The sequence below is a fragment of the Methylorubrum aminovorans genome (genome assembly GCF_022179725.1).
In the GTDB taxonomy this organism is placed as follows: domain Bacteria; phylum Pseudomonadota; class Alphaproteobacteria; order Rhizobiales; family Beijerinckiaceae; genus Methylobacterium; species Methylobacterium aminovorans.
The window spans coordinates 264,698-288,813 of record NZ_BPRC01000001.1; the positions used below are offsets into that span (position 1 = coordinate 264,698).

23 protein-coding genes and 1 tRNA gene are annotated in these 24,116 nt (G+C 64.8%); 15 read left to right on the forward strand and 9 right to left on the reverse strand.

Annotation, left to right across the window (positions count from 1 at the left end; translation table 11 throughout):
* Positions 1-204 precede the first annotated feature (204 nt).
* Positions 205-280, forward strand: a tRNA-Ala gene (locus tag MFF24_RS01025).
* A 237-nt stretch (positions 281-517) separates the two neighbouring features.
* Here MFF24_RS01025 and MFF24_RS01030 read toward each other — a convergent pair.
* Positions 518-1,063 (reverse strand): hypothetical protein, encoded by a 546-nt coding sequence (locus tag MFF24_RS01030; protein WP_238221731.1) that lies wholly within the window; start codon positions 1,061-1,063, stop codon positions 518-520.
* 390 nt (positions 1,064-1,453) lie between these two features.
* On the opposite strand from MFF24_RS01030, the gene MFF24_RS01035 reads away from it, so the two are divergent.
* A complete protein-coding gene (locus MFF24_RS01035) occupies positions 1,454-2,632 on the forward strand; it encodes a YihY/virulence factor BrkB family protein (protein WP_238221732.1) in 1,179 nt (392 codons plus the stop codon).
* A 445-nt stretch (positions 2,633-3,077) separates the two neighbouring features.
* Here MFF24_RS01035 and MFF24_RS01040 read toward each other — a convergent pair whose 3' ends face one another.
* Positions 3,078-3,506 carry a hypothetical protein gene (locus tag MFF24_RS01040; RefSeq protein WP_238221733.1) on the reverse strand — a complete coding sequence of 143 codons (429 nt, stop codon included), beginning with the start codon at positions 3,504-3,506 and terminating at the stop codon, positions 3,078-3,080.
* Between the two features lie 505 nt (positions 3,507-4,011).
* Here MFF24_RS01040 and polA point away from each other — a divergent pair.
* From polA to MFF24_RS01055, 3 genes are all read left to right on the forward strand, one after another.
* Positions 4,012-7,152, forward strand: coding sequence for a DNA polymerase I (gene polA / locus MFF24_RS01045; protein WP_238221734.1), 3,141 nt, complete (start codon positions 4,012-4,014; stop codon positions 7,150-7,152).
* Positions 7,153-7,241: 89 nt separating this feature from the next.
* A complete protein-coding gene (locus MFF24_RS01050) occupies positions 7,242-7,880 on the forward strand; it encodes a hypothetical protein (RefSeq protein WP_238221735.1) in 639 nt (212 codons plus the stop codon).
* Between the two features lies 1 nt (position 7,881).
* A complete protein-coding gene (locus MFF24_RS01055) occupies positions 7,882-9,012 on the forward strand; it encodes a DUF262 domain-containing protein (RefSeq protein WP_238221737.1) in 1,131 nt (376 codons plus the stop codon).
* On the opposite strand, the gene nfi is transcribed toward MFF24_RS01055, so the two are convergent.
* The 7 genes from nfi to MFF24_RS01090 all read right to left on the reverse strand — a co-directional run bounded on the left by nfi (position 9,009) and on the right by MFF24_RS01090 (position 13,574).
* A complete protein-coding gene (gene nfi, locus MFF24_RS01060) occupies positions 9,009-9,671 on the reverse strand; it encodes a deoxyribonuclease V (protein WP_238221738.1) in 663 nt (220 codons plus the stop codon). The two genes, MFF24_RS01055 and nfi, sit on opposite strands and share 4 nt — an antisense overlap.
* Before the next feature lie 13 nt (positions 9,672-9,684).
* Positions 9,685-10,782 carry a redox-regulated ATPase YchF gene (gene ychF / locus MFF24_RS01065; RefSeq protein WP_133090627.1) on the reverse strand — a complete coding sequence of 366 codons (1,098 nt, stop codon included), beginning with the start codon at positions 10,780-10,782 and terminating at the stop codon, positions 9,685-9,687.
* Between the two features lie 3 nt (positions 10,783-10,785).
* Positions 10,786-11,235, reverse strand: coding sequence for a PIN domain-containing protein (locus MFF24_RS01070; protein ID WP_238221739.1), 450 nt, complete (start codon positions 11,233-11,235; stop codon positions 10,786-10,788).
* Positions 11,225-11,455: a hypothetical protein gene (locus MFF24_RS01075; protein ID WP_133090629.1), complete on the reverse strand. Its 231-nt coding sequence runs from the start codon at positions 11,453-11,455 to the stop codon at positions 11,225-11,227. Before MFF24_RS01075 ends, MFF24_RS01070 begins: the two co-directional genes overlap by 11 nt.
* A gap of 49 nt (positions 11,456-11,504) precedes the next feature.
* Positions 11,505-12,137 (reverse strand): aminoacyl-tRNA hydrolase, encoded by a 633-nt coding sequence (gene pth, locus MFF24_RS01080; protein WP_108940396.1) that lies wholly within the window; start codon positions 12,135-12,137, stop codon positions 11,505-11,507.
* A 102-nt stretch (positions 12,138-12,239) separates the two neighbouring features.
* Positions 12,240-12,920: a 50S ribosomal protein L25/general stress protein Ctc gene (locus MFF24_RS01085; protein ID WP_133090631.1), complete on the reverse strand. Its 681-nt coding sequence runs from the start codon at positions 12,918-12,920 to the stop codon at positions 12,240-12,242.
* Between the two features lie 171 nt (positions 12,921-13,091).
* Positions 13,092-13,574, reverse strand: coding sequence for a pilus assembly protein N-terminal domain-containing protein (locus tag MFF24_RS01090; protein ID WP_238221740.1), 483 nt, complete (start codon positions 13,572-13,574; stop codon positions 13,092-13,094).
* A gap of 373 nt (positions 13,575-13,947) precedes the next feature.
* Between MFF24_RS01090 and MFF24_RS01095 the strand changes: the two genes are divergently transcribed.
* From MFF24_RS01095 to MFF24_RS01140, 10 genes are all read left to right on the forward strand, one after another.
* Positions 13,948-14,142, forward strand: coding sequence for a Flp family type IVb pilin (locus MFF24_RS01095; RefSeq protein WP_238221741.1), 195 nt, complete (start codon positions 13,948-13,950; stop codon positions 14,140-14,142).
* A 227-nt stretch (positions 14,143-14,369) separates the two neighbouring features.
* A complete protein-coding gene (locus tag MFF24_RS01100; protein ID WP_238221742.1) occupies positions 14,370-14,879 on the forward strand; it encodes an A24 family peptidase in 510 nt (169 codons plus the stop codon).
* Positions 14,880-15,073: 194 nt separating this feature from the next.
* Positions 15,074-15,859, forward strand: coding sequence for a Flp pilus assembly protein CpaB (cpaB, locus tag MFF24_RS01105; RefSeq protein WP_238221743.1), 786 nt, complete (start codon positions 15,074-15,076; stop codon positions 15,857-15,859).
* A gap of 11 nt (positions 15,860-15,870) precedes the next feature.
* Positions 15,871-17,370, forward strand: a complete 1,500-nt coding sequence (locus MFF24_RS01110; protein ID WP_238221744.1) for a type II and III secretion system protein family protein — start codon at positions 15,871-15,873, stop codon at positions 17,368-17,370.
* A gap of 25 nt (positions 17,371-17,395) precedes the next feature.
* Complete coding sequence (locus MFF24_RS01115; protein WP_238221746.1) at positions 17,396-18,142, forward strand: CpaD family pilus assembly protein; 747 nt, start codon at positions 17,396-17,398, stop codon at positions 18,140-18,142.
* A gap of 88 nt (positions 18,143-18,230) precedes the next feature.
* Positions 18,231-19,475 carry a CpaE/TadZ family protein gene (locus MFF24_RS01120; RefSeq protein WP_238221747.1) on the forward strand — a complete coding sequence of 415 codons (1,245 nt, stop codon included), beginning with the start codon at positions 18,231-18,233 and terminating at the stop codon, positions 19,473-19,475.
* 47 nt (positions 19,476-19,522) lie between these two features.
* Positions 19,523-20,971, forward strand: coding sequence for a TadA family conjugal transfer-associated ATPase (locus MFF24_RS01125; RefSeq protein WP_108940402.1), 1,449 nt, complete (start codon positions 19,523-19,525; stop codon positions 20,969-20,971).
* The gene (locus tag MFF24_RS01130; RefSeq protein WP_238221749.1) at positions 20,968-21,939 is read left to right on the forward strand and encodes a type II secretion system F family protein; all 972 of its coding nucleotides are present in this window, start codon (positions 20,968-20,970) and stop codon (positions 21,937-21,939) included. Before MFF24_RS01125 ends, MFF24_RS01130 begins: the two co-directional genes overlap by 4 nt.
* Positions 21,940-22,041: 102 nt before the next feature.
* Positions 22,042-23,013 carry a type II secretion system F family protein gene (locus MFF24_RS01135; protein ID WP_108940404.1) on the forward strand — a complete coding sequence of 324 codons (972 nt, stop codon included), beginning with the start codon at positions 22,042-22,044 and terminating at the stop codon, positions 23,011-23,013.
* 98 nt (positions 23,014-23,111) lie between these two features.
* The gene (locus MFF24_RS01140) at positions 23,112-24,110 is read left to right on the forward strand and encodes a MaoC family dehydratase (protein ID WP_238221750.1); all 999 of its coding nucleotides are present in this window, start codon (positions 23,112-23,114) and stop codon (positions 24,108-24,110) included.
* The last annotated feature ends 6 nt before the right edge of the window (positions 24,111-24,116 follow it).

Consider the following 24,116-nt stretch of genomic DNA (forward strand, 5'->3'; position numbering starts at 1 on the left):
AAGCGAAGCGCCTCGCTCGGATCGGGGAGGATTAGGCCTGAGAGCAGGAAAGCGGTGGGATCGAGAGGCGGCTCAAAAATCCGGCCAAGCCTTCGAAAAAGGGGTTGAGTCCCGCCGATCCTCCGCTTATAGAACCGCTCGTCGCCGACGCACTCAGCGCCGCCGGCGACGACAGGGACCGGAACCGGTCTCTGCAGAAATGATGGGGCCTTAGCTCAGCTGGGAGAGCGCTTCCATGGCATGGAAGAGGTCATCGGTTCGATCCCGTTAGGCTCCACCATCATACCTGCCCCGTAGACAGTCGCGCAGGCCAATTTTGGCCGAAGATTTCGCGAACTCGTCCGGGATGAACTTCTCAGACCGATCCACAAACGCTGTGATCGCATCGGTCTACGCATCAGACATTCTGTGCCGGTCCGCAGCGGGCAAAGCTTCGCTTTCGAACTTGCTGCGTCTGCGTTCCTGGAGCGGCCGACAGGGATGGCCTGTCCGCCGGACCTAAAGGCATTTCCCTGCTTCAGCGGGCGGCTTGCCAGGGGTTGATGATGCGAGCGGGAACCGGGCCCACCTCGACGCGGGCTTGCCGGTTGACGGGCTCGATCGTCTCCTGAGGCGCAAGGCGGCGGGCTTTGGCGAGCGCCTTCCGGGCCTCGTCGGCCGGCATGGCGCCGTGCGGCAGCATCATCGCCATCAACTGGCGGCGGGTCTTTGCGTTGATGGTTCGGGCGTGTTTCACATCTTCGAAATCGCTCATGCGATGGCGCGCCGCCTTCGTGCCGCGGCCGCGATCGCCGTGTCCCATGAAGACCTTGGGACCGTTCTGCATAACGACGATGTCGCCCGGTCGGAGAGTTTCGTCGCGCAGAAGTGCCGCGGTCGGATTGGCGGCAATTGCTTTCGAATCGACCGGCTGCTTGCCGCTGATTCCGTTGCCCTCATCCTTCGGCAAGGCCCCCTTCGGCAGGGCTGCGTAGCGTACCTTCGGGCGATTTCGTTCCGCCGTGCTGCGGTGGCGCCGCCAGCGGTAGCGCTCGTTGACCTCGCCGCCGCCATAGGCCGGCACGACCGGGGCCGGCGCAGGTGCCGCCTGTTGCGGGGCGAAAAGCTGCTGAAACAGGCCGCCGAGACCGCCCTCTTGGGCATGCACACCGGCAACGGTCGACAGAACGAGGGCTGATGAGGCCAGGACGAGCGCGAAGCGTCGTCCGGAGCGAGAAAGAGTCGAGGGCATCGACGGCTCCTGAAGCGAGGCGGTCGCGTTCGACCGATGCGCTGTTAACTGGAGCCAATCTTAACAGTTCCGGCGAAAACTTGGCGTGAATGTGGATTTTCTGAGACGCTCGTTAGGAAGTTGCTTCCGGCCACCCGTCTCACGTTCGTGTGAACCCGAAGTCAGGCCAAAGGGTTGCCGAGTTGCGCCGTCGATCCTGCGGCGGACGGAGCCGATCTCTCCATGCCTACTTCCGACCGAGCCGTTCCCGACGCAACCGCGGGCTCAGCCGGCAATCCTCGCTATCCGGCTCTCTGGACGATGGCTTTGGGAGCTGCGCTCCTCGGGGTTGTCGCCCTTCCGCGCCGGTCCGTCGCCTCCGCAGATCGGACTCGACCGAGCGGCGATGCCGGACAGGACTCGGCGCGTCAGGAATCGCCCTCGCACGAGGGCGCAGACGCCCACCACGTGGCGCGGACCGAGCACAATCGCGGCCGTTCCGCCGAAAGTCCGACCGAGATGCCGGCCGCGGGTTGGAAGGACATCCTCAAGCGGACCTATCGGGATATCGGCGAGAATCGCCTCACCCTCGTCTCGGCAGGCGTGACCTTTTTCGTACTTCTCGCGATCTTCCCGGCCATCGCCGCTCTGGTTTCCGTCTACGGTCTCGTTGCCGACGTCTCGACCATCAACCAGCAGATCGAGGCTTTGCGCGGCGTTTTCCCATCGGGCGGGGTCGATATCCTTTCGGAGCAGGTGAAACGGCTGACCGAGAAGGGCGACACGGCGCTGGGCCTCACGGCGCTCTTCGGCATCGCGCTTTCGGTCTGGAGCGCCAACGGCGGAGTGAAACACGTCTTCGACGCGCTCAACCTCGTCTACAACGAGCGCGAGCGGCGTGGCTTCTTCAAGCTCAATCTCGTTTCGCTGGCCTTCACCGCCGGCGCGCTGCTGTTCGTCGTCATCGCGCTCGCCGGCATCGTCGCAGTGCCGGTGGCGATCCAGTTTCTCGGAATGTCGAGCGACGCGTGGTGGCTGGCGCTGTTGCGCTGGCCGGCGCTTTTCGTCGTGGTGATCATGATGCTCGCGGTGCTCTATCGCTACGGCCCAAGCCGGGACGCGCCGCGCTGGCGCTGGGTGACGCCGGGCGGCATGGTCGCCGCGTTCCTGTGGCTGGCCGGCTCGCTGCTGTTCTCGTGGTACGTCTCGAACTTCGGCAGCTACGACAAGACCTACGGTTCACTCGGCGCCGCGATCGGCTTCATGACCTGGATCTGGCTCTCGACCACGATCGTTCTGCTCGGTGCGCAGCTCAACGCCGAACTCGAGCACCAGACCGCCAAGGACACGACCGTGGGTGAGCCCAAACCGCTCGGAACCCGCGACGCGCGCATGGCCGACACGGTGGGAGCCGCTGCCTGACGGCGACCCCTCTGCCGCGGTTTCGCGCCTTGTTCCGGTCGTTGGCGGGGTAGAGGTCGTTCACGCTGAACGGGCCGCTGCCGTCGACCAGCAGGACGACCAGCTCGCCCATCGTCCAGAGGGCGTGCGGCAACGTCTCGATGAGGAAGACGAAGCTGCCCGCCTTCAACTCGGTACCCGTCGTCTTGTCGATTTTCGCGCCTTGCTGGTGATGGATCGAAGGGGCTTACCAGAAGAGCGGCGAACGCGGTGATTGGCCTATTCCGGGCGGCATGGTCATCCACCCGGCGAGAGACGGCCGGTTGGATAGCCGAAGACTGATGGTCGAGCCGGTCGTCGGCCGGTGCGCGGCGTCAGACGTCTCGATGGATGGTGTCGAACGAAAGAGAGCGGCAGGACTCTCGCCCTGCCGCTCTCCTTGCTGCTGTCGAAGCGTCGAAGGCGCTCAGTAGGCTGTGCGGCCGTAGGCGCCGGCGCGATTGAGCGGCTCGCCGTAGGTGCCGGAGCCTTGATAGGCGGTGTAGCCGGCCGGACGACGGACCGAGCCCGTCACGATGTCGCCCGCGGCATCCGCGGTGCCACCCACCACGTTGCCCGCGGCGTTCACCGTGCCACCGACAACGGTGCCAGCCGCGTCGAGCGTGCCCCCGACGAGGGCGCCAGCCGTGTTGGTCACGCCGCCGACGACGTTGCCGACGCCGCCGATGAGGCCTCCGCGCTCGCGCACCGGGTCGATATGCGCACCCCAGACATTGAGCGTGCCGTCACGATTATAGCTGGCGCTGTCGGACGGGACGCCCTGGGCGAAGCTCGGAGCCGTTGCCAAGCCGAGAGCGAGGGCAACGGCGGTGGTGATCTTGGTGCGGTTCGTCATGATTGTACCTCTATCTGTGTAGGCGGGCAGCGCATTGCATAGAATAGTCCGAGTAGAGACCCGTCCTGACTGCGGACCGTCCTTCGATGATACCGATTTGGGCTCGAGAAATTGTGGGACAAGTCCCTGTTTGTCGCAGTGCAGCATCGATATATTTCAGATCAGCTGAAATAGCGATGAAATTTGATGCAGCGACATTGCGCGCGTTCGAAAAGCAGTTCTATTTCAACGATTTCCCGTATCCGCGTTGAATTCGAAACGTATCGTGCACGAGCGCACATCGGCCCCCGGGCCCGCGATTTTTCGTGAGCCCTGCGTCCGCCGACGGGCGCTGGAGCCTGACCGCGCTCGCGTCAGGCGCCGACACCCGCAACATCAGCCGTGGGAGAAGCCGGGGATCTGCGGCATTTCCCGACAGGTGGGCGATGTCCTGAGGGAGCGAAAATGCTCTATGGATCGGCGCGGCCCGCCTCCGGGCCCCCGCTCGCCGATGGCTGTTCGACCGATGACCGCTGAGACGCAACCGCAACCGGACAAGCCCGTCGGCGCTGACGACCGGGTGATCCTCGTCGACGGCTCGTCCTTCATCTTCCGGGCCTACTTTCAGTCGATCAATCAGGATCAGAAATACAACACGCGGCCCTCCGATGGCCTGCCCACGGGGGCGGTGCGGCTGTTCTGCACCAAGATCGCCCAGTTTCTCCAAGATGGCGCGGCGGGCGTGAAGCCGACCCATCTCGGCATCGTCTTCGACAAGTCCGAGGGCTCGTTCCGCAAGGAGCTGTTCCCCGACTACAAGGGCCACCGCCCCGACGCGCCGGACGACCTCAAGCGCCAGATGCCGCTGATGCGCGATGCGGTGCGCGCCTTCGGCCTGCATGCGGTGGAGCTGGAACGCTACGAGGCGGACGACCTGATCGCGACCTACGCGCGCCAAGCGGAGGCGCGGGGCGCCGAGGTCATCATCGTGTCCTCCGACAAGGACCTGATGCAGCTCGTCTCCGACAAGATCCGGTTCTACGACTTCGAGTCCGGCGCCAAAGGCAAGCCCGGCTACCGGCCCGAGCGCAACCTCGACCGCGACGCGATCATCGCTAAGTGGGAAGGACTGACGCCGGAGCAGATCGGCGACGCGCTCGCGCTCATCGGCGACACATCGGACAACGTACCGGGCGTGCCCGGCATCGGGCTCAAGACGGCCGCCGCCCTGATCAAGGAATACGGCAGCCTGGCGCAGCTTCTGGAGCGGGCCGCCGAGATCAAGCAGCCCAAGCGCCGCGAGACGCTGCTCGCCAACATCGATCAGGCCAAGCTCTCACGCCGCCTCGTGGCGCTCGAAGAGAGCGTGCCGGTCCCGGTGCCGCTCGACGAACTCGGCGTGCCGCAGCCCAACCCGGAAAAGCTCGTCGGCTTCCTGAAAGCCATGGAGTTCAACACCCTGACGCGGCGCATCGCGCAGATGCTCCACGTCGATCCCGAGGCGGTGAAGCCCGACCCGGCACTGCTGCCCGGCGCCCAGCCCCACGCCTACACCAATGCGGCCGGCGGCAGCGATGCGGTGCCGTTCTTCGGCGACGACGTGCCGGTCGATCCCGAGACCGCCGCCGCTCCGGAGCGGACGGACGGCGCGGCGCCGCCCGAAGCAGGCGAGATCGATCCCTTCGCCGATCTCGACCTGCCGGATCAGGCTCCGAAGAAGCGCGGCCCCGCCGAGCCGACGCCCTCGACCCTGGTGGCCGCCCGTGCGGCGGAGGCGGTGAAGCCGTTCGACACGTCGGCCTACGAGACGATTTCCACGGTCGAGCAGTTGGAAGCCTGGATCGCCGAGAGCTACGAGGCCGGAATCATCGCGGTTGATACCGAGACCGACGCGCTCGATGCGGCCAAGGCCGGCCTCGTCGGTGTCTCGCTCGCCACCGCGCCGGGGCGGGCCGCCTACATCCCGCTCGCCCATGTGAAGCCCGAGGTGAAGGGCGGCGACCTGTTCGGCGAGAGCAGCGCGGAAGCGGACGCCTCCGACAAGCAGCCCGGCCAGATCGCGTTCGACACCGCGCTGAAGCTGCTGAAGCCGCTGCTGGAGGATGCGGGTACGCTCAAAGTCGGGCAGAACCTGAAATACGACCTCTCGGTCTTGCACCGTTACGGCATCGACGTGGCGCCCTTCGACGACACGATGCTGATCTCCTACGTGCTCGATGCCGGCAAGGGCGGGCACGGCATGGACGAACTGGCCCGCCGCCATCTCGGCCATCAGCCGATCACCTTCGCGGATGTGGCCGGCACCGGCCGCAACAAGGTCACCTTCGACCGCGTCGCGATCGACAAGGCGACGGCCTACGCGGCGGAGGACGCCGACGTGACCTTGCGCCTGTGGCGGATGATGAAGCCGCGCCTCGTCGCCGAGCACCGGGTGACCGTCTACGAGACGCTGGAGCGCCCGCTGGTGCCGGTGCTGGCGCGGATGGAGCGGGCCGGCATCGCCATCGACCGCAACATGCTGAGCCGCCTCTCCGGCGACTTTTCGCAAATTCTGGCGCGGCTGGAGGAGGAGATCCAGGAGGACGCGGGCGAGCGTTTTCAGGTTTCCTCGCCGAAGCAGATCGGCGACGTCCTGTTCGGCAAGATGGGCCTGCCCGGCGCCAAGAAGACGCCGTCCGGCCAATGGGCCACGCCCGCGACGCTGCTCGAAGAACTCGCCCAGGCCGGCCACGACCTGCCGAAGAAGATCCTGAACTGGCGCCAGCTCTCCAAGCTGAAATCGACCTACACCGACTCGCTGCAGGAGCATGCCGACCGCGGCACCAACCGGGTTCACACCTCCTTCGCGCTTGCCGCGACGACGACCGGCCGGCTCTCCTCCTCGGATCCGAACCTGCAGAACATCCCGATCCGCACGGAGGAGGGGCGGCGCATCCGCCGCGCCTTCGTCGCGCCCGAGGGCAAGAAGCTGATCTCGGCCGACTATAGCCAGATCGAGCTGCGGCTGCTCGCCCACATCGCCGACATCCCGCAATTGCGCGAGGCCTTCGAACAGGGGCTCGACATTCACGCGGCGACCGCCTCGGCGATGTTCGGCGTGCCGCTCGATCAGATGACCGGCGATCTGCGGCGGCGGGCCAAGACCATCAATTTCGGCATCATCTACGGCATCTCGGCCTTTGGCCTGGCCGACCGCCTCGGCATCGGCCGCGAAGAGGCCTCGGCCTTCATCAAGCAGTATTTCGAACGCTTCCCCGGCATCCGCGATTACATCGACACCACCAAGCGTTCCTGCCGCGAAAAGGGCTACGTGACGACCCTGTTCGGGCGCGTCTGCCACTATCCGCAGATCCGCTCCAACAACCCGTCCGAGCGGGCGAGCGTGGAGCGTCAGGCCATCAACGCTCCGATTCAGGGCACCGCCGCCGACATCATCCGCCGCGCCATGACGCGGATGGAGGACGCGCTGGAGGCGAAGAAGCTCACGGCGCGGATGCTGCTGCAGGTGCACGACGAACTCGTGTTCGAGGTGCCCGACGACGAGGTCGAGGCGACGATTCCGGTGATCGCGCGGGTGATGGAGGAAGCACCGGCGCCGGCGCTCTCACTCAGCGTCCCGCTGGTGGTCGAGGCGCGGGCGGCGGGCAATTGGGAAGAGGCGCACTGACATATGAATAGCGTGAGGCAGTAACATGCCTGTCGATCTCAGAAAATATGGTTGGGTTCGATAATAATTTGTAAGATTCGAGGGGCTTCATGTTCTCTGATTTGAGCGAATTGTACACTGCAATGATTGAGATAGAGCCGCGCAATTTTGTATCTCATTTCATTTTCGAGCCAGTTCCATTCCTGTTTGACGGGATCGTTTCGGACTGGATAGAATGGAAGACTGTTTTGGCGGAAAATATCGATGTAGATCCTAGGGATATTGTTTTGACTGGTAGTGCTGCTCTTGGCTACAGCCTGAACCCAGTGAAGTCATTCAAATCGTTTGACGACAATTCTGACATCGATTGCGGCATCATAAGTCCACATTACTTTGACATATCTTGGAGATATTTGAGACAATTGCGGCCGTCTTGGTTATCTCTTCCGTCAAAAACAAAATTCGCTATCAAATGCCATAGAGAAAGATACATTTTTTCAGGAACGATTGCCGCTGACTCGATACTTGAGCTGCTTCCATTCGGGAAGGAATGGATGTCTGCCCTGGAAAGAATGAGCCAGATAGTTCCGACGAATGGGCGGCAAGTGAAGTTAAGAATATATAAGGATTTCGACTCCCTGAGATATTATCAGGCCTCGAATATAAGTTCACTGCGGCAAGGCCTCGTCGCACCAGTCGAGGAGGACTCCGGCGACAGCGAAATCAGTGTAATTCCCACGGAGGAATGAAGTGTCTCAAGCAGAAAACTTTCTTCATACTACGCATCGAACAATTACGTGGTTTAATAATGCTTTTTCGAGCGAAGATTTAGTTCTGGCCGCTCCATTTCAGCGCAATGCTGTATGGACTAAGGTTCAAAAATCTTATCTGATTGATACTATATTAAATGCTTTGCCGATTCCTGAGCTATATATGCAGGATGTTGTAGGGGACTCGGGAGAAGAAGTTCATATTGTGGTAGACGGGCAGCAACGCATTAGGGCTGTTCTCGATTACCTGCATGGAGAATTTTCTCTTGATGGGGATGATGTCGGAAAGCAATGGCGCGGAAGAAAGTTTGAGGAGCTGACATCTGAGGAAAAGAAATCAATATATAACTACAAATTTGTCGTCAGGATATTGCCCCCAACTCTAAAGGAGGAGGATATCAGGGGAATTTTCGCACGCTTGAACAAGAACGTTGTGACGCTTACTGATCAAGAGCTAAGAAACGCAACGTATTGGGGGCCTTTCATTAAATCTGTGCAATACATTGCTGACGCCGATACATTTTGGTCTAATTCAGGTATATTCTCGGCAAACGATCATCGCCGGATGCTTGATCATGAGTTTATCAGTGAGCTAGCAATTACTTTTCTTCATGGGCCGCAGAATAAGAAGGATAAACTGGATAATTACTACCAATTATATGAAGCAGAGTTTGAGAACAAGGATTACATGATTGAGACGTTCAGAAAAATAACTGTCGAAATAACTCGCCTCCTGCCAGACCTCTCAAAAACTAGGTGGAAGAAAAAATCGGACTTCTACACATTGTTCCTGCAGCTTGCAGAGCGTGAGAAGCAGATACCATTGCCCGGCGATAGAATTAGCGGGATATCGAAGAAATTGATCGAGTTTGGGGAAAGAGTCGACAGTATACTCAGGCTTGATGAAGATCAGTGGAAATCCTATGATGCAAATGTGGTTTCATATGCCAGAAATGTAGCTCGCGCTGCATCTGATCGCGCCAGCCGCGTATCGCGCGCAACAGCTTTCTCGAAGTATATTTTTAATGAATCAGGGGGCGCTGATTCACAAGATCCTAGTTTCAACTTCGAACGCGTGGAGAACCAGGATTCAGGTATATCTGCAGACTAAAAGTTCCCAGCCGTCTTGTGCGCGAGCCGGATCGGCTCCGGCAGGCGGTATTTCGGCGAGCAGGCCAGCACCAGCTCGATCGAGCTCGGGATGTCGGCGAGGTGCCCCGGCGAGATGAACAGCGGGTGCTTGGCCGTACGTGTACGGACCACGGCGCCGATGGTCTCGCCTCGATCGATCAGGGGGACGTGCGCGCCCTTCTCCTCGGAGAGCGGCGCGTTGGTGCCGACGAGCCGCGTCTTGCCGACGCCGATGGTCGGGCGCTGCAGCCACAGACCCATATGGCTGGCGATGCCGATGCGGCGGGGATGGGCCGTGCCCATGCCGTCGAACAGGAACACGTCCGGCTCGGCGCGCAGGCGTCCGAACGCCTCTTCCAGCACCGGCCCTTCGCGAAAGCTCAGGAGGCCGGGAATGTAGGGAAAGGGCGTCGGCCGCTCGGCAACGGCCGTCTCCACCAGCAAGAAACCCGGAAACGTCACCACCACCACCGCGGCGCGGGAGCGCTCGTTCTTCACGCTGACGTCGACTCCGGCCACCAGTCGGACCGCGCCGAGATCGATGGCGCGATCGGCCACGATCTCGCTGCGGAGCCGGCGCTGGATCGCGACGGCCTCGGCCGGCGTCAGATCCCAGGCATGGCGCGGGTGGAGCTCCACGCCGCGGGCCCTGTCAGTTGGCGAAGCGGAAATGCAGCACGTCGCCGTCCTGCACCACGTACTCCTTGCCCTCCAGCCGCAGCTTGCCGGCATCGCGCGCGCCGGCCTCGCCGTTCAGCGCGGTGTAGTCCTTGAAGGCGATGGTCTCGGCGCGGATGAAGCCCTTCTCGAAGTCGGTGTGGATCACGCCCGCCGCCGCCGGGGCGCGGGTGCCCTTCGTGATCGTCCAGGCGCGGGCCTCCTTCGGGCCGACCGTGAAGTAGGTCACGAGGCCGAGCAGATCGTAGCCGGCGCGGATCACCCGGTTGAGGCCGGGTTCGGTCAGGCCCACCGCCTCCAGAAACTCGGCCTGATCCGCCTCGGGCATCACCGCGATCTCGCTCTCGATCTTGGCCGAGACCACGACGGCGACGGCGCCCTCCGCCTTGGCCCGGTCGAACACGGCCTGAGACTTCGCATTGCCCTTGTCGGCGTCGCCCTCATCGACATTGCAGACGTAGAGCACGGGCTTGGCCGTCATCAGGCCCAGCTGCTGGAACAGCCGCTCCTCCTCGGGCTTGCGCTCGACAAGCCGGGCGGGCTTGCCGTCGCGCAGCAGCGGCAGGGCGCGGTTGACGAGGTCCAGAAACTCCTTGGCTTCCTTGTCGGAGCCCTTGGCACGCTTCTCCAGCGCGACGACGCGCTTCTCCAGGCTGTCGAGGTCGGCCAGCATCAGCTCGGTCTCGATCGTCTCGATATCGGCGATCGGATCGACCTTGCCCTCGACGTGTGTGACGTCGCCGTCCTCGAAGCAGCGCACCACGTGGGCGATGGCATCGACTTCGCGGATGTTGGCGAGGAACTGGTTGCCGAGACCTTCGCCTTTCGAGGCGCCGCGCACGAGGCCGGCGATGTCGACGAAGGTCAGCCGCGTCGGGATGATCTCCTTCGAGGAGGCGATCCGGGCGAGGTCATCGAGGCGCGGATCGGGCACTGCTACCTCGCCGACATTCGGCTCGATGGTGCAGAACGGGTAGTTCGCGGCCTGGGCCGCAGCGGTCTGCGTCAGCGCGTTGAAGAGAGTCGACTTGCCGACGTTTGGCAGGCCGACGATGCCGCATTTGAAGCCCATGGGTCAGTTCCGCAGGAAGAGGTCGTCCGGTGAAACCCGGAAGGGATCGATGAGGGTGAGGCTCAGGAACGTCGTTCCGTGAGCCATGTCCTCGGTGAGGAAGTAGCGGCAGCCCTGCAGGTGGGCGGCGGCGAGAAGGAGACAATCGAACCACTGATAGCCGAGCTTGACCCGGACGGCCCACGCGACATCGATATCTTCATCGGAGAGGGGCCGGTCGCCCCAGATGCGGAGAGCGCCGATCTCGTCCTGTATGTCCTTCAGCGGACGATGAGGCTCGTTCTTCAGGATCCAGCGGGTCAGTTCATTCAGCACTTGGAGGTTGGTGCTGGCATTGCCGCGGGTCCCGAGATCGAGGAGCCAATTCGTTGCCGACTGCCTTTTGGCGGTGTTGCGGGCGTCGCGGGCATAGATCAGGACGTTGGTATCAACGAAGACGCGCTCAGTCGTCATAGAGCCGATCGCGAGTTGGCGCTTTGCCATCCTCGTCCGTGAGATTCATTGAAGGACCGGCCAGAAAGCGCTCGATCGCCTCCAACTGGGTCATCGGCCGTCCCACGCGCTGCTCCACGGTTTCGGCGATGAAGCGCGACAGGCTCTTTCCGTCGCGGGCGGCCGCAACGCGCGCGCGCTGTAGCAGCGTGTCGTCCATGGTAACGGTCACGTTCTTCATTTCGGTCTCCGGCCCGACGCCGCAGATATCGTGTCCTCGTGTTTTCGTGTCAATTCGCGTCGCGCGCTTTCGCCTTGCCGGCCTCCGCCGGTGTCTTCACCGCGTCCCAGCCGCGGCCGGCCATGGCGAGATGCACCTTGTTCTGGAAGCTCGCATCCTCGCCAGCCGCCAGGAGCGGCGCGTAGTCCGCGGTGGCGCGGCAGAGATCCTCGACCCAAGGCTCCTCGGATTTGGCGAAGTCGTTGAGCACGTAGGCGTGCACCAGCGCCTTGTCGCCGGGATGGCCGATGCCGAGGCGGACGCGGCGGTAATCGTTGCCGCACAGCGCCGTGATCGAGCGCAGGCCGTTATGGCCGGCATTGCCGCCGCCGAGCTTCACCCGAAGTTTCGCCGGCGCGAGGTCGAGTTCGTCGTGCAGCACGATCACGTCGGCGAGCGGAATCTTGAAGAAGCGCTGCGCCTCACCGACTGAGCGGCCGGATTCGTTCATGAAGGTCTGAGGCTTGAGCAGGATCGCCCGCTCGGAGCCGAGCACGACTTCGGCCGCCTCGCCCTGAAAGCGGCGTCGGAACGGCGCCGCCCGGTGAACGCGGGCGATCTCGTCCACGGCCATGAAGCCGATGTTGTGGCGGTTGCGCGCGTAGCGCTGCCCAGGATTTCCCAATCCGACGATGAGCCGCATGCGTGCTCCCGATTCGATGCTCCGACAAACGGAAATGCCCCGGCCGGGCGGCCGGGGCATCGCGTGTTTCGCAGGACAGGCGCTCGCGCCGCCTGCCGCGGCTTACGCCTCGGTCTCGTTCTTCTCGCTGGTGCCCTCGGCGTCTGCCTTCTCGTCGGCGGACTCCGCAGCCTGCGCCTCGGCGATCGCGGCCTCCTCGGCCTCGACCTCGGCGCCGAGCACCGTCGGCGGCAGCAGGTTGGCGACCGTGTCGGTGGGCTCACCCGTATAGGTGCCGGCCGGCAGGCGCAGGTCGGAGGCGTGGATCACGTCGCCGATCTCGCGGCCGGTCAGATCGACCTCGATCGCGTCCGGGATCTGGTCGGGGGCCACGTCGAGGGACACCGTGTGCAGCGCGACGTTGAGGGTGCCGCCCTTCTGCTTGATGCCCGGCGCCTTGTCCTCGTTCACGAAGTGGACGGGAACGTCGACCGTGACGGTCTGACCGGCGACGACGCGCAGGAAATCGACGTGCAGCGGCGCGCCGGTGACCGGGTCGAGCTGGTAGTCACGCGGGATCGCGCGGGTCTTCTTGCCGCCGACGGTGATGTCGAACAGCGTGGTCTTGAAGCCGCCGGCATAGATCAGCGTGCGGGTGCGGATGAGGTCGACGGCGATGGCCTCAGGGGCTTGGTTGCCGCCGTAGATGACGGCGGGAATCTGGCCCTGGCGACGAACGGCCCGGGCGGCCCCCTTGCCGACCCGGTCGCGTGCCACGGCCTCAAGCGTCTTGGTGGCGCTCATGGCGTGATCCTTTTGTAGAAAACTGGAGCCGGGCCAACGACAAAGGCCGCCCGAAGCGGACGGCCCGACCGTGTCCCAGCGCGCCCGTGCCTCCAAGGGTGTCTCAAGGGCGCGGGCGGGCCATACACGCAACGGCGCTGTGTGGCAACGCCCGGACGGGTGGCGCAGGCTCTACTTGTTCGCCGTCGCCATGCCGCGGCGCGCCTCGGCCTGCTGGCTGGTCTCGGTGAAGTACTTGGTGGCGTCGCCGAGCTGCACCGAAGGCTGGCAGTTCGGCGTGCAGGAATAGGATTCGCGGTCGAGGCCGCGCTGCACGGTGATGATCGAGGCCTGCGGCGCCTGCACGCTGATGGTCGATTCGGCGAGCATCGCGCCCCGTCCGTCGAGGGCGATCAGGTTGGTGATGCCGAAGCTCTTTCCCGTGAGCACCACGACGCCGTTCTTCTGCAGGGTGATGTCGGCAATCATCGGGTTGCCCACGACCACGGTCTGCGTCTTCTCCGGCAGGCGAATCACCTTCGCATTGTCCACTTGGACCGAAACGCTGCCCTGCGGCACCGCCTCGTTGGCGTGAACGGGCGCGGTCAGCATGGCCAAGGAAAGGGCGGCCGGGATGGCGTGGCGCGAAAAACGGTCGAGGCGCAGGCGGGTCATAAGGGTCGGTCCGATCGCGCGGAGTGCGGGCCCTGCCGCCGGAGGCCGCGCCGTGACGGCGGCACACATCCGGAACAGACGCATCTCTCGTCACGGCACGGAACAGGAAACTGATGAAGGAAGCGCTAACCGTGTTCGTTGCGTCGTCCTTCGCCGGTCCGTTCTGCGGCCCACGCGACCCGATGCCGACCATTCAACGGATCTTTGCAATACGTCATTAACTGACCGCGGCAAACGCAGGACAGAAGGCTTGGTTGGGAGATCGATTTAACGCAAATGCAACGCGTCGAGACTACATCTCGCTTTGTCGCCGGTCGGGGCCTCTACCGAATTCCGACGGTCACCCATCAGATCAAGACAAGTGGAGATCATCGTGAAGAACATTGCCAAGAACTTCATCGCTGACGAGTCCGGCGCGACTGCCATCGAGTACGGCATGGTTGCTGCCATGGTCGGCGTGGCCGTCGTCGGCATTTTCGCCACGTTTGGTGGCAAGCTGAAAACTGCCTTCGACACGCTCGGCGATGGTCTCAACACGCAGACTACGAAGCTCGGCGTTGCCAAATAATTTCTCCATTAGGCGACACCGGTCTTGTGAGGCATGGCGGGCTGCTCCCGACATGCCTCGCCGACAGCGATGTGTCCCGTTGGACCATCGTCGCCGATCAGAAGCGCCGGTCTCCGAAAGAGGCAGGCGTTCAAAGTCTCTGTGTGCTCGGCCGGACTCTAGCAGACTGGCCACCAGATCCGAACGAACCAGTAGATAGGCCGATTGGGAACAGTTCTGTGTCGAGCATGGCGGCTTACCTCCTCCTATGTGTCGTCTTTCCGTTTCTCATGGCCTACGCCGCTGCGAGCGATCTGTTGACGATGCGGATTTCCAATCGCGTGACCGGCTTGGTCTTTATCGGATTTGTTGTATACGCACTCGCTTCCGGCATGGGCTGGGCCGAATTGTCCTGGCACCTCGCGGCCGGCGCGCTGACTCTTGTGATTACATTCATAATGTTCGCCCGCGGATGGATCGGGGGTGGCGATGCGAAGCTCGCCGCGAGCACCGCGCTCTGGATCGGCTTTGCCCATCTTCCAGATTATTTCATCATGGCTTCGCTTCTCGGCGGTCCTCTGACCCTCGCGATACTGTCGGTCCGCACGCATCCGCTGCCGAAGCTGGTGCTTAAGCTTCCCTTCGCCGTGCATTTGCACGATGCGAAGACTGGCATACCCTATGGTATCGCGCTGGCTGCCGCTGCTCTGCTCGTACTGCCGGACGCTGTCGGATTCGATCAGCTCGCGCTTCCCTGATCAACTGTTACGCGACGAGATGAGGAGGCCGCCTTCTGGGCGGCTTTTTTGTTTCGGCACGTGACGCTTCGGTGGACCTCCGGGACAGCACTGAAAACAAAGCGGTGACGCTCGGTTAACCCTAACTTGACGAATCTCGTGCAAGTCTCGGAACCGGACGGCGACAGGGCCGTCGCCACGGTTCCACGCCCCCCATGAAACCAGCCCGTCTTGCCGTACTGGGAATCGCACTCGTCGCGGGCTGCGGCGCGGCCCTGCTGATGCGGGGAGAGGAGCGGGCGCCCGAGCCCGCACCCGTCGTCAAGGCCGAACCCGTCGCACCGATTCCGATGAGCGAGGTACTGGTTGCCGCGGCCGAGCTGCCCATGGGCCAGACCCTCAAGCCCGAGGATCTGCGCTGGATGCCCTGGCCGGAGCAGGCGATCTCGCCGGGCCTGATCGACCGCCGTGCCGCTCCCAAGGGGCTTGAAGACTCAGTCGGCGCGATCATCCGTACCGGATTCTCGGCCAACGAGCCGATCCGGCCCGAGCGTCTGGTCAAGGCCGGCAGCGGATTCATGTCGGCGATCCTGCCGCCGGGCATGCGGGCGGTGGCGATCACGACCGATACCCGCGGGTCGAGTTCGGCTGGCGGCTTCATCCTGCCGAACGACCATGTCGACGTCATCAAGACCAGCAGCGAGGGGAGCGAGCAATTCGCCGAGACTCTGCTGACCAACGTGCGCGTGCTCGCCGTCGGCCAGATCGTGCAGGAGAAGAACGGCGCCAACGTCGTGACGGCGGAGACAGCCACCCTTGCGCTCACGCCGGCCCAGGCCGAGACCGTCACACTGGCGCAGAAGGTCGGACAACTCTCGCTCGTCCTCCGCAGCATCCAAGATTCCGCCCGGACAGCCGCGGTATCCGAGGAGGCGGACATGCCGATCGAGGGCCCCTTGACCGTGGTGCGATTCGGCGTCGCCAAACAGCAGCGCCGGTGAGGACAGGACCGATGACCACCCCCCTTCGCTTGCGCGGCTTCATCCTCTCCCTGCTCTCCGGCGCCTGCCTCACCTCGGCCACCCTGTACGGCTCGGTCCCGGCTCTGGCCAATCCTGCTCCGACCTCTCCCGTGCTGACGATCGGGCCGAACGAGGCAGCGGTCTCCCGCCGGGTCGAGCTGAGCAAAGGTCGCTCGCTGATCATCGATCTGCCCCGCGATGCCAAGGAGGTGTTCGTGGCCAATCCGGCGGTCGCGAACGCGGTCGTCCGCTCCAGCCGCAAGCTGTTCCTGATCGGTATCGACAACGGCGCCACCTCGATCTTCGTAATGGATGCCGAAGGGCGCCAGATCGCGGCGCTCGACGTCACCATCGCCCGCGACATCAACGTGCTGCGGCAATCGCTGCAGCAGAGCCTGCCCAGCGGTCGGTTCGACGTGAAGGCGGTCGGCGAATCGCTCGTCCTCTCGGGCAGCGTGAACTCCGCCTCGGAGGCGCAGCAGGCGCTCGACATCGCCAACGCCTTCGTCGGTCTCGGGGCCGGCGTCGGCGTCGCGACCCGCGGTGCCGTCATCAACAACCTGACGATCCGCAACAAGGATCAGGTGATGATCCGCGTCACCGTAGTCGAGGTGGCCCGCACCGTGCTGAAGCAATTCGGCATCAACGTCAGCGGAAATTGGTCAGCGCTGAATCCGCTCAGTCCGACAGGCAACGTGTTGACGAACAACACGCTGTTTCCGATCACCGGCGCCTACACGCCGGACGGCAATGTCCTGTCGGCCTCGGTCCGCTCCGGCGGCGCCTCGCTCCAGGCGACGCTGCGCGCCTTCGAACAGGCCGGCGTCTCACGCATCCTCGCCGAGCCGACGCTGACGGCGATCTCCGGCGAGTCGGCCAAGTTCACGGCCGGCGGCGAGATCCCGGTTCCCTCGAACTGCGCCGCGGGTGTGGCCGGCGCGGCCTGTACCGTCGCCCTCGAGTTCAAGCCCTACGGCGTGAGCCTCGCCTTTACGCCGGTCGTTCTGGCCGAAAACCGCATCTCAATCCGGGTCGCGACCGACGTGACCGAACTCGACCGGGAAAACAGCTACAGCTTCTCCTTCCCCGGCTCCAACCGGGTCACGCCCGTCCCGGCGACGACCCGGCGCACCTCCGAGACGACGGTGGAACTCGCCTCCGGCGCCACGATGATGACGGCCGGCCTGATCCAGCAGAAGAACCGCGCCTCGATCGGAGGTCTGCCCGGACTGATGAACCTGCCGATCCTCGGCGCCCTATTCCGCTCGCGCGACTACCAGCGCGAGGAGACCGAGTTGATGATCATGGTAACGCCCTTCATCGCCCAGCCGATGGAGGCAAGGCAGATCCAGCGGCCGGACGACGGCTTCGTCGATGCGACCGACGGGCAGGCGGTGCTGCTCGGACGTCTGAACAAGATCTACGGCACGGTCGGCGGCGGCACCCTCGGGCCGGCCTATCGCGGCCGCGTCGGCTTCATCGCCGACTGACCCCCGTCCAGCAGGATCGAAGTCGATGTCTCTCCCCACCTGCCCCCCCATCTCCCGCATCCTGCCGGTTGCCGCCGTGCTCCTGATGGCCGCCGGGCTCGGCGCCTGCCGTGCGGAGCGCGTCGCCACTACCGGCTCGACCTACCCGATCGATGTGCGCACCCGGCATCCGATCGTTCTGGCGGATGCCGACCGCAGCCTCGACATCTTCCCCACCGGAATCGGCCATGTCGATCCGCGTCAGCGCGCCGACCTCGAGGCTTTCCTCGTGGAGTATCGCCGCTACGGCCGCGGCATCCTCGTCGTCGAGGTGCCCCGCGGGGTCTCGCCGGCTCTGGCCGGGCCTGTCACGCGCACGGGCGAGGCGATACAGCATCTCGCAGCAGAGTTGGGCGTCCTGCCCGGCGGCGTGCGCATGGTCGACTATCCGGTCGCGAACCCGACTCTGGCCTCGCCGGTGCGTCTGAGCTTCCAGCGGATGCAGGCCAAGGTCGCTGACAAATGTGGGCTCTGGCCGCGTGACCTCGGCGTCAGTGATTTGCGCGCCAATTGGTCGAACGAGCCGACTTGGAATTTCGGCTGCTCCACGCGGGCTAACTTTGCCGCCCAGGTCGCCGATCCAATCGACCTCGTGCGCGGCCGGCCGGAAGGCCGCATCGACACGATCCGGCGCACGCAGGACATCGGTCAGCTCCGCGAGGGCAAGGATCCGTCAACCCGTTGGCGGCAAGATGGAAAGGCCAATGTCAGCAGCGAAGTGAAGAGCCAGTAGCCGCGTCGGCCTCTCGGCCGCTGCCCTCTCGAGTCCCTGTCGATCCCTGGCCGCGCCTACTCGGCATAAATTCCGGAACCCACGCATCATGCCGGACACTCACGAGGCCTCAGAGCGAACCATCGCCCCGGTCCCTCGCATCACGATCCAGGCCTTCTGCGAGACGCCGGAAACGGCAGCGATGATCGAAGGCACCGCGTCCGATCGGCGGATGCAGAAGGCTCACGTGAAGGTGCAGATGGGCGGGGGCGCTGCGGCCCTGGAGGCGTACCGGCACGCGCCGACGCCCAATGTCATCGTGATCGAGTTCCTCGGCCTCAAGTCGCGGCCGCTCGAATGTCTCGATCAGCTCGCCGAGGTTTGCGACGAGGGCACCAAGGTGCTCGTGATCGGCCATGTCAACGACGTGCTGCTCTACCGGCAGTTCATCCAGCGCGGCGTGAGCGAGTATCTGATGGCTCCGGTCGAGCCGGTCGGCATGATCGCCGCGGTCTCGGATCTGTTCGCCGCGCCGGGTGCCAAGCCGGTCGGGCGCACCATCGCCGTGTACGGTGCGCGGGGTGGGGTCGGCAGCTCCACGATCGCTCATAACCTTGCCTGGACCGTGGCGCGCGAGCACGGCACCGCCACCGTCATCGCCGATCTCGACGTTCCCTTCGGCACGGCAGGACTCAACTTCAATCAGGACCCGCCGCAGGGGATCGCCGAGGCGGTGTTCGCGCCCGAGCGCCTGGATGCCAACCTGCTCGACCGATTGCTTTCGAAATGCGCCGACAATCTCAGCCTGCTCTCCGCGCCGGCCACTCTCGACCGCACGGTTGATCTCATTGAACCGGCCTTCGACGCCCTCACCGACCTGCTGCGGGCAACCGTGCCCTGCATCGTCCTCGACGTGCCGCATCAATGGAGCGCCTGGAGCCGGCGCGTGCTGGTCAGCGCCGACGAGATCCTGATCGTCTCCGCCCCCGACCTGGCGGGGTTGCGCAACGTGAAGAACCTGCTCGCACTGCTGCACCAGCAGCGTCCCAACGACGCCCGGGCCCGGGTCGTCCTCAACGGTGTCGGCATGCCCAAGCGGCCGGAGATCGCGGCCGCCGAATTCGCCAAGGCGCTCGACGTGCCGCTTCAGGCGATCATCCCCTTCGACCCGGCTCTGTTCGGGACGGCAGCCAACAACGGCCAGATGATCGCCGAAGTGCAGGCCGGCTCGAAGCCCGCGGAAATCTTCTCCGAACTCGCCGCGGCCGTGACCGGCCGGGCCGAGATCCGCCGTGCCAGGGCCAATCTTCTGGAACCGCTGCTTGCCCGGCTGACCCGCAAGAAGGCGTCCTGACGGTGGCCCGCGCTCTTTCCTCTCAAGACTGTTGAAGGCGCGGCGCCATGTTCGGTCGACGCTCCAACGCCGCATCGGCTCCCGCTCCGGCCCCCGCCCCGGCCGGGCCGACGACGGCTGCCCCGCCGGTCCTCCAACAGGAGACCGTGCGCGCACGCCCCGAGCCGCCGCGCAACCCGGCGCCTCAGGCGCCGTTGCCGAAGTCGGAGGATTACTTCCGCACGAAGAGCATGATCTTCGGCGCGCTGATCGAAGCCATCGATCTCGCGCAGCTCGCCCGGCTCGAAGGCGAGGCGGCGCGAGAGGAGATCCGCGACATCGTCTCGGAGATCATCGGCCTCAAGAACATCGTGCTGTCGATCGCCGAGCAGGAGGAGCTGCTCGATGATATCTGCAACGACGTGCTCGGCTACGGTCCCCTGGAGCCGCTGCTGGCTCGCGACGACATCGCCGACGTGATGGTGAATGGCGCCGACCGGACCTTCATCGAGGTCGCTGGCAAGATCCAGCTCACCTCCGTGCGCTTCCGCGACAACCAGCAATTGATGAACATCTGCCAGCGGATCGTCAGCCAGGTCGGCCGGCGCGTGGACGAGTCCTCGCCGATTTGCGACGCGCGCCTGCCCGATGGCTCCCGCGTCAACGTCATCGCCCCGCCACTCGCCATCGACGGGCCGGCGCTGACGATTCGTAAATTCAAGAAGGACAAGCTCACCCTCGATCAGCTCGTCCGCTTCGGCGCGATCTCGCCCGAGGGCGCCAAGATCCTGCAGATCATCGGCAAGGTCCGCTGCAACGTCGTGATTTCGGGCGGCACCGGCTCGGGCAAGACGACGCTGCTCAACTGCCTCACCGCCTTCATCGAGCACGACGAGCGGGTCATCACCTGCGAGGACGCGGCCGAGCTTCAACTCCAGCAGCCGCACGTCGTGCGCCTGGAGACCCGGCCGCCGAACCTGGAGGGCCAGGGCCAGGTCACGATGCGCGACCTCGTCAAGAACTGCCTGCGCATGCGCCCCGAGCGTATCATCGTCGGCGAGGTGCGCGGACCGGAAGCGTTCGATCTGCTGCAGGCGATGAACACCGGCCACGACGGCTCGATGGGCACGCTGCACGCCAACTCCCCGCGCGAGTGCCTCGCGCGTATCGAGTCGATGATCACCATGGGCGGCTTCTCGCTGCCCTCGCGAACGCTTCGCGAGATGATCACCGGTTCGGTCGACGTCATCATCCAGGCGATGCGTATGCGCGACGGCTCGCGACGCATCACCCACATCACGGAGGTGATGGGGATGGAGGGCGACGTCATCATCACCCAGGATCTGTTCGTCTACGACGTGCTCGGCGAGGACGCGAACGGGCGTCTGATCGGCCGCCATCGCTCGACGGGCATCGGCCGCCCGCGTTTCTGGGAACGGGCGCGCTACTACGGCGAGGAGCGGGCGCTGGCCGCGGCTCTCGACGCCGCCGCCGACACCGTGGAGCAACCGCTGTGAACGCGCTCAATGCTCCCCTCGCGGCCGGCCTCGTGGCCGTAGCCGCCGGCTCGCTCGCCTATGTCTTTCTGATGCCCTTGCTCGCCGGCGAGCGCCGGGCCGAGCAGCGTCGAAAGGCCTTGGGCCAGCCGCGCTCGGTGCTGGCCGAGCGCGGCGCCGCCGCCAATCGCCGCGAGCAGGTTGCGAAAAGCCTCAAGGAGCTGGAGGCGAAAAAGGATAAGACCAAGGTCACGCTCGAGCTGCGCATCGCTCGCGCCGGCCTCGATTGGACGCGCCGGAAATACTACGTCGTCTCCGGGATCATGGCGGCCATTCTCGCGCTCGCCGCCATCCTCGTCTCCCACAACGTGATCGTCGGCCTGCTCGCCCTTTTTGCCGGCGGGTTCGGCCTGCCCGCCTGGATGCTCAAGTGGCGGCAGAAGCGGCGTGTTGCGGCCTTCGTCGAGGAATTGCCCAACGCGATGGACGTGGTGGTGCGCGGTCTGCGCTCCGGCATCCCGCTGGGCGACTGCCTGCGCATGATCTCGCGCGAGGCGAAGGAGCCGCTGCGCAGCGAGTTCCGGGTGGCGATCGAGGCGCAGGCGCTCGGCCTGCCGATGGCGGACGCGATCCTGCGCATGTACGAGCGGGTGCCCGTGACCGAGGTGAACTTCTTCTCGATCGTGATCGGCATCCAGCAGAAGGCTGGCGGCAACCTGTCCGAGGCGCTCAGCAACCTGTCGCGGGTGCTGCGCGAACGCAAGAAGATGGCCGGCAAGATCGATGCGATGAGCATGGAGGCTAAGGTCTCGGCGGGCATCATCGGCGCGCTGCCCTTCCTCATCGGCGGCGGCACCTACCTGTCGAGCCCGGATTACACGTCGCTGCTATGGACGACCTCGGTCGGCAAGATCGCTCTGGTGATCTCCGGGTTGTGGATGCTGGCGGGCGTGCTGGTGATGAAGAAGATGATCAGTTTCGACGTCTGATCCGGCCCGGCCGGGCGGCGAGGACAGGAACCAAGCGCCCCGCCAAGGGGGCAGTGGATGGCGGCGGCGCGAGCCGCGCCGTGAGGGACGGGCTGGACTGGGATGCTGGACGACTTCGTCAACACTGCGCTCGCCCCGCGCACCGTCGCCGCGGTGCTGACCGGCATCGCCGCCGCCGCCACGGTCTTCACCCTGGTTCAGCCGCTGCTCGAAGGCGATCAGCTCGCCAAGCGGATGAAGCTCGTCAGCGACGAGCGTGAACAGATCCGCCAGCGCGAGCGCGAGCGGCTCAACAACCGCGTCAGCCTGCGCGTCGAGCCGAAGGCCTACATGAAACGGGTCGTCGAGCAGTTCAATCTCAACCGCTGGCTCGGCACGGAGACGGCCAAGGCCAAGCTGGTTCAGGCAGGATATCGTGGGACCAGTGCCGAGACGGCCTTCCTCTTCTTCCGTCTCGTGATGCCGATCGTCCTCACGGCCGTCGCCTTGTTCTACCTGTTCGTGCTGGAGGTCCTCGATCAGCCCCTGGCGATCCGGGCCGGCCTCGTCCTGGCCGCCGGATTCATTGGGCTCAAGCTGCCGGAAGTCTACCTGTCGAACATCACGACCAAGCGGCAGGCCGAGATCCGCCGCGCCTGGCCCGATGCCCTCGACCTGTGCCTGATCTGCGTCGAGTCCGGCATGTCGGTCGAGAACGCCTTCCGGCGGGTCAGTCTGGAGATCGCGAGCCAATCGACCGTGCTCGCCGAGGAGCTGGCGCTGCTGACTGCCGAGCTGTCGTTCCTTCCCGAGCGGCGGGTCGCGTACGAGAACCTTGCCCTGCGCACGGGCCTCGAGATCGTCAAGTCACTTACCACGGCGCTGATGCAGGCCGAGCGCTACGGCACGCCGGTGGGTCAGGCCCTGCGCGTGTTGGCGCAGGAAAGCCGCGATTTCCGCATGACGGAGGCCGAGAAGAAGGCGGCCGCTTTGCCTCCGAAGCTGACCGTGCCGATGATCCTGTTCTTCCTGCCGGTGCTCTTCGTCGTGCTCCTGACGCCCGCCGGGATCCAGGCCTACGCGCTGATGAAGTGAGGCCGGTTCCGAGAGGAGGGCCTTCGAAGTCATCCCGGATGCGCTTGGCCGTTCGATGATGTAGCCACGCGCGGACCTTTTCCGCGATGCGGCATCCCATGGCTCTGATTTCCCTCGACGACCTCGCTCCCGGCCAGGAATTCATGGCCGGGCCAATCACGGTGAGCCGGGACGAACTCGTCGCCTTCGCCCGCCTCTACGATCCCCAGCCTTTCCATCTCGACGAGGCGGCGGCGAAGGACACCTTCGTCGGCAGCCTGATCGGCTCCGGCTGGCAGACGGCGGCGCTCGGCATGCGCCTTCTCGCGCAGGCCCTGGTGTCGAACGCCACCTCGATGGGGTCCCCCGGCATCGCCAACCTGCGCTGGCTGAGGCCCGTCCTACCGGGCGATGCTCTGAGCGCCGTGGTGCGTGTCGAGGAGGTTCGTCCCTCGTCCTCGAAGCCCGACCGCGGCATGGCGCGTCTCGCGATGACGCTGACCAACGGCCGCGGCGAGGCGGTGATGACACAGGCCTTCGCCGTCCTGTTCGCCCGCGCCGGCGCCGTGCCGGAACCACGTCCGGTCGCGTTGTCCACGGAGACCGGCCCCGTGGTTGAGCCCGAGGACGCGGTGCCGCTGCCTTACCTTGCTCAAGCCGAACTCGGCGTCACCCGCGAACTCGGTGCTCACCGCTTCGAGGCGGACGACATCATTGCCTTCGCGCGGGCCTACGATCCGCAGATCTTCCATCTCGATCCGCAAGCCGCGCGGGCCACGCATTTCGGCGCGCTCTGCGCCTCGGGCTGGCAGACGGCTGCGGTCTGGATGAAGCGGCTCAACGCCACTTTCACCCGCGACATCGCGCTGACTGCCCGCTCCGGCCCGGTGCCGCAGCTCGGTCCCTCGCCGGGTTTCAAGGATCTGAGATGGCTGCGGCCGGTCTATGCCGGCGACACGATCCGTTACAGCAGCACGCTGATCGACCGACGCGCCTCCGCCTCGCGGCCGGGTTGGGGCATCGCCACGCATCACAATACGGCCGAGAACCAGCGCGGCGAGCCGGTTTTCGAGTTCACCGGCACGGTGTTCTGGCAGTGGGAGCCACCGGCTGCATGAGCGTTC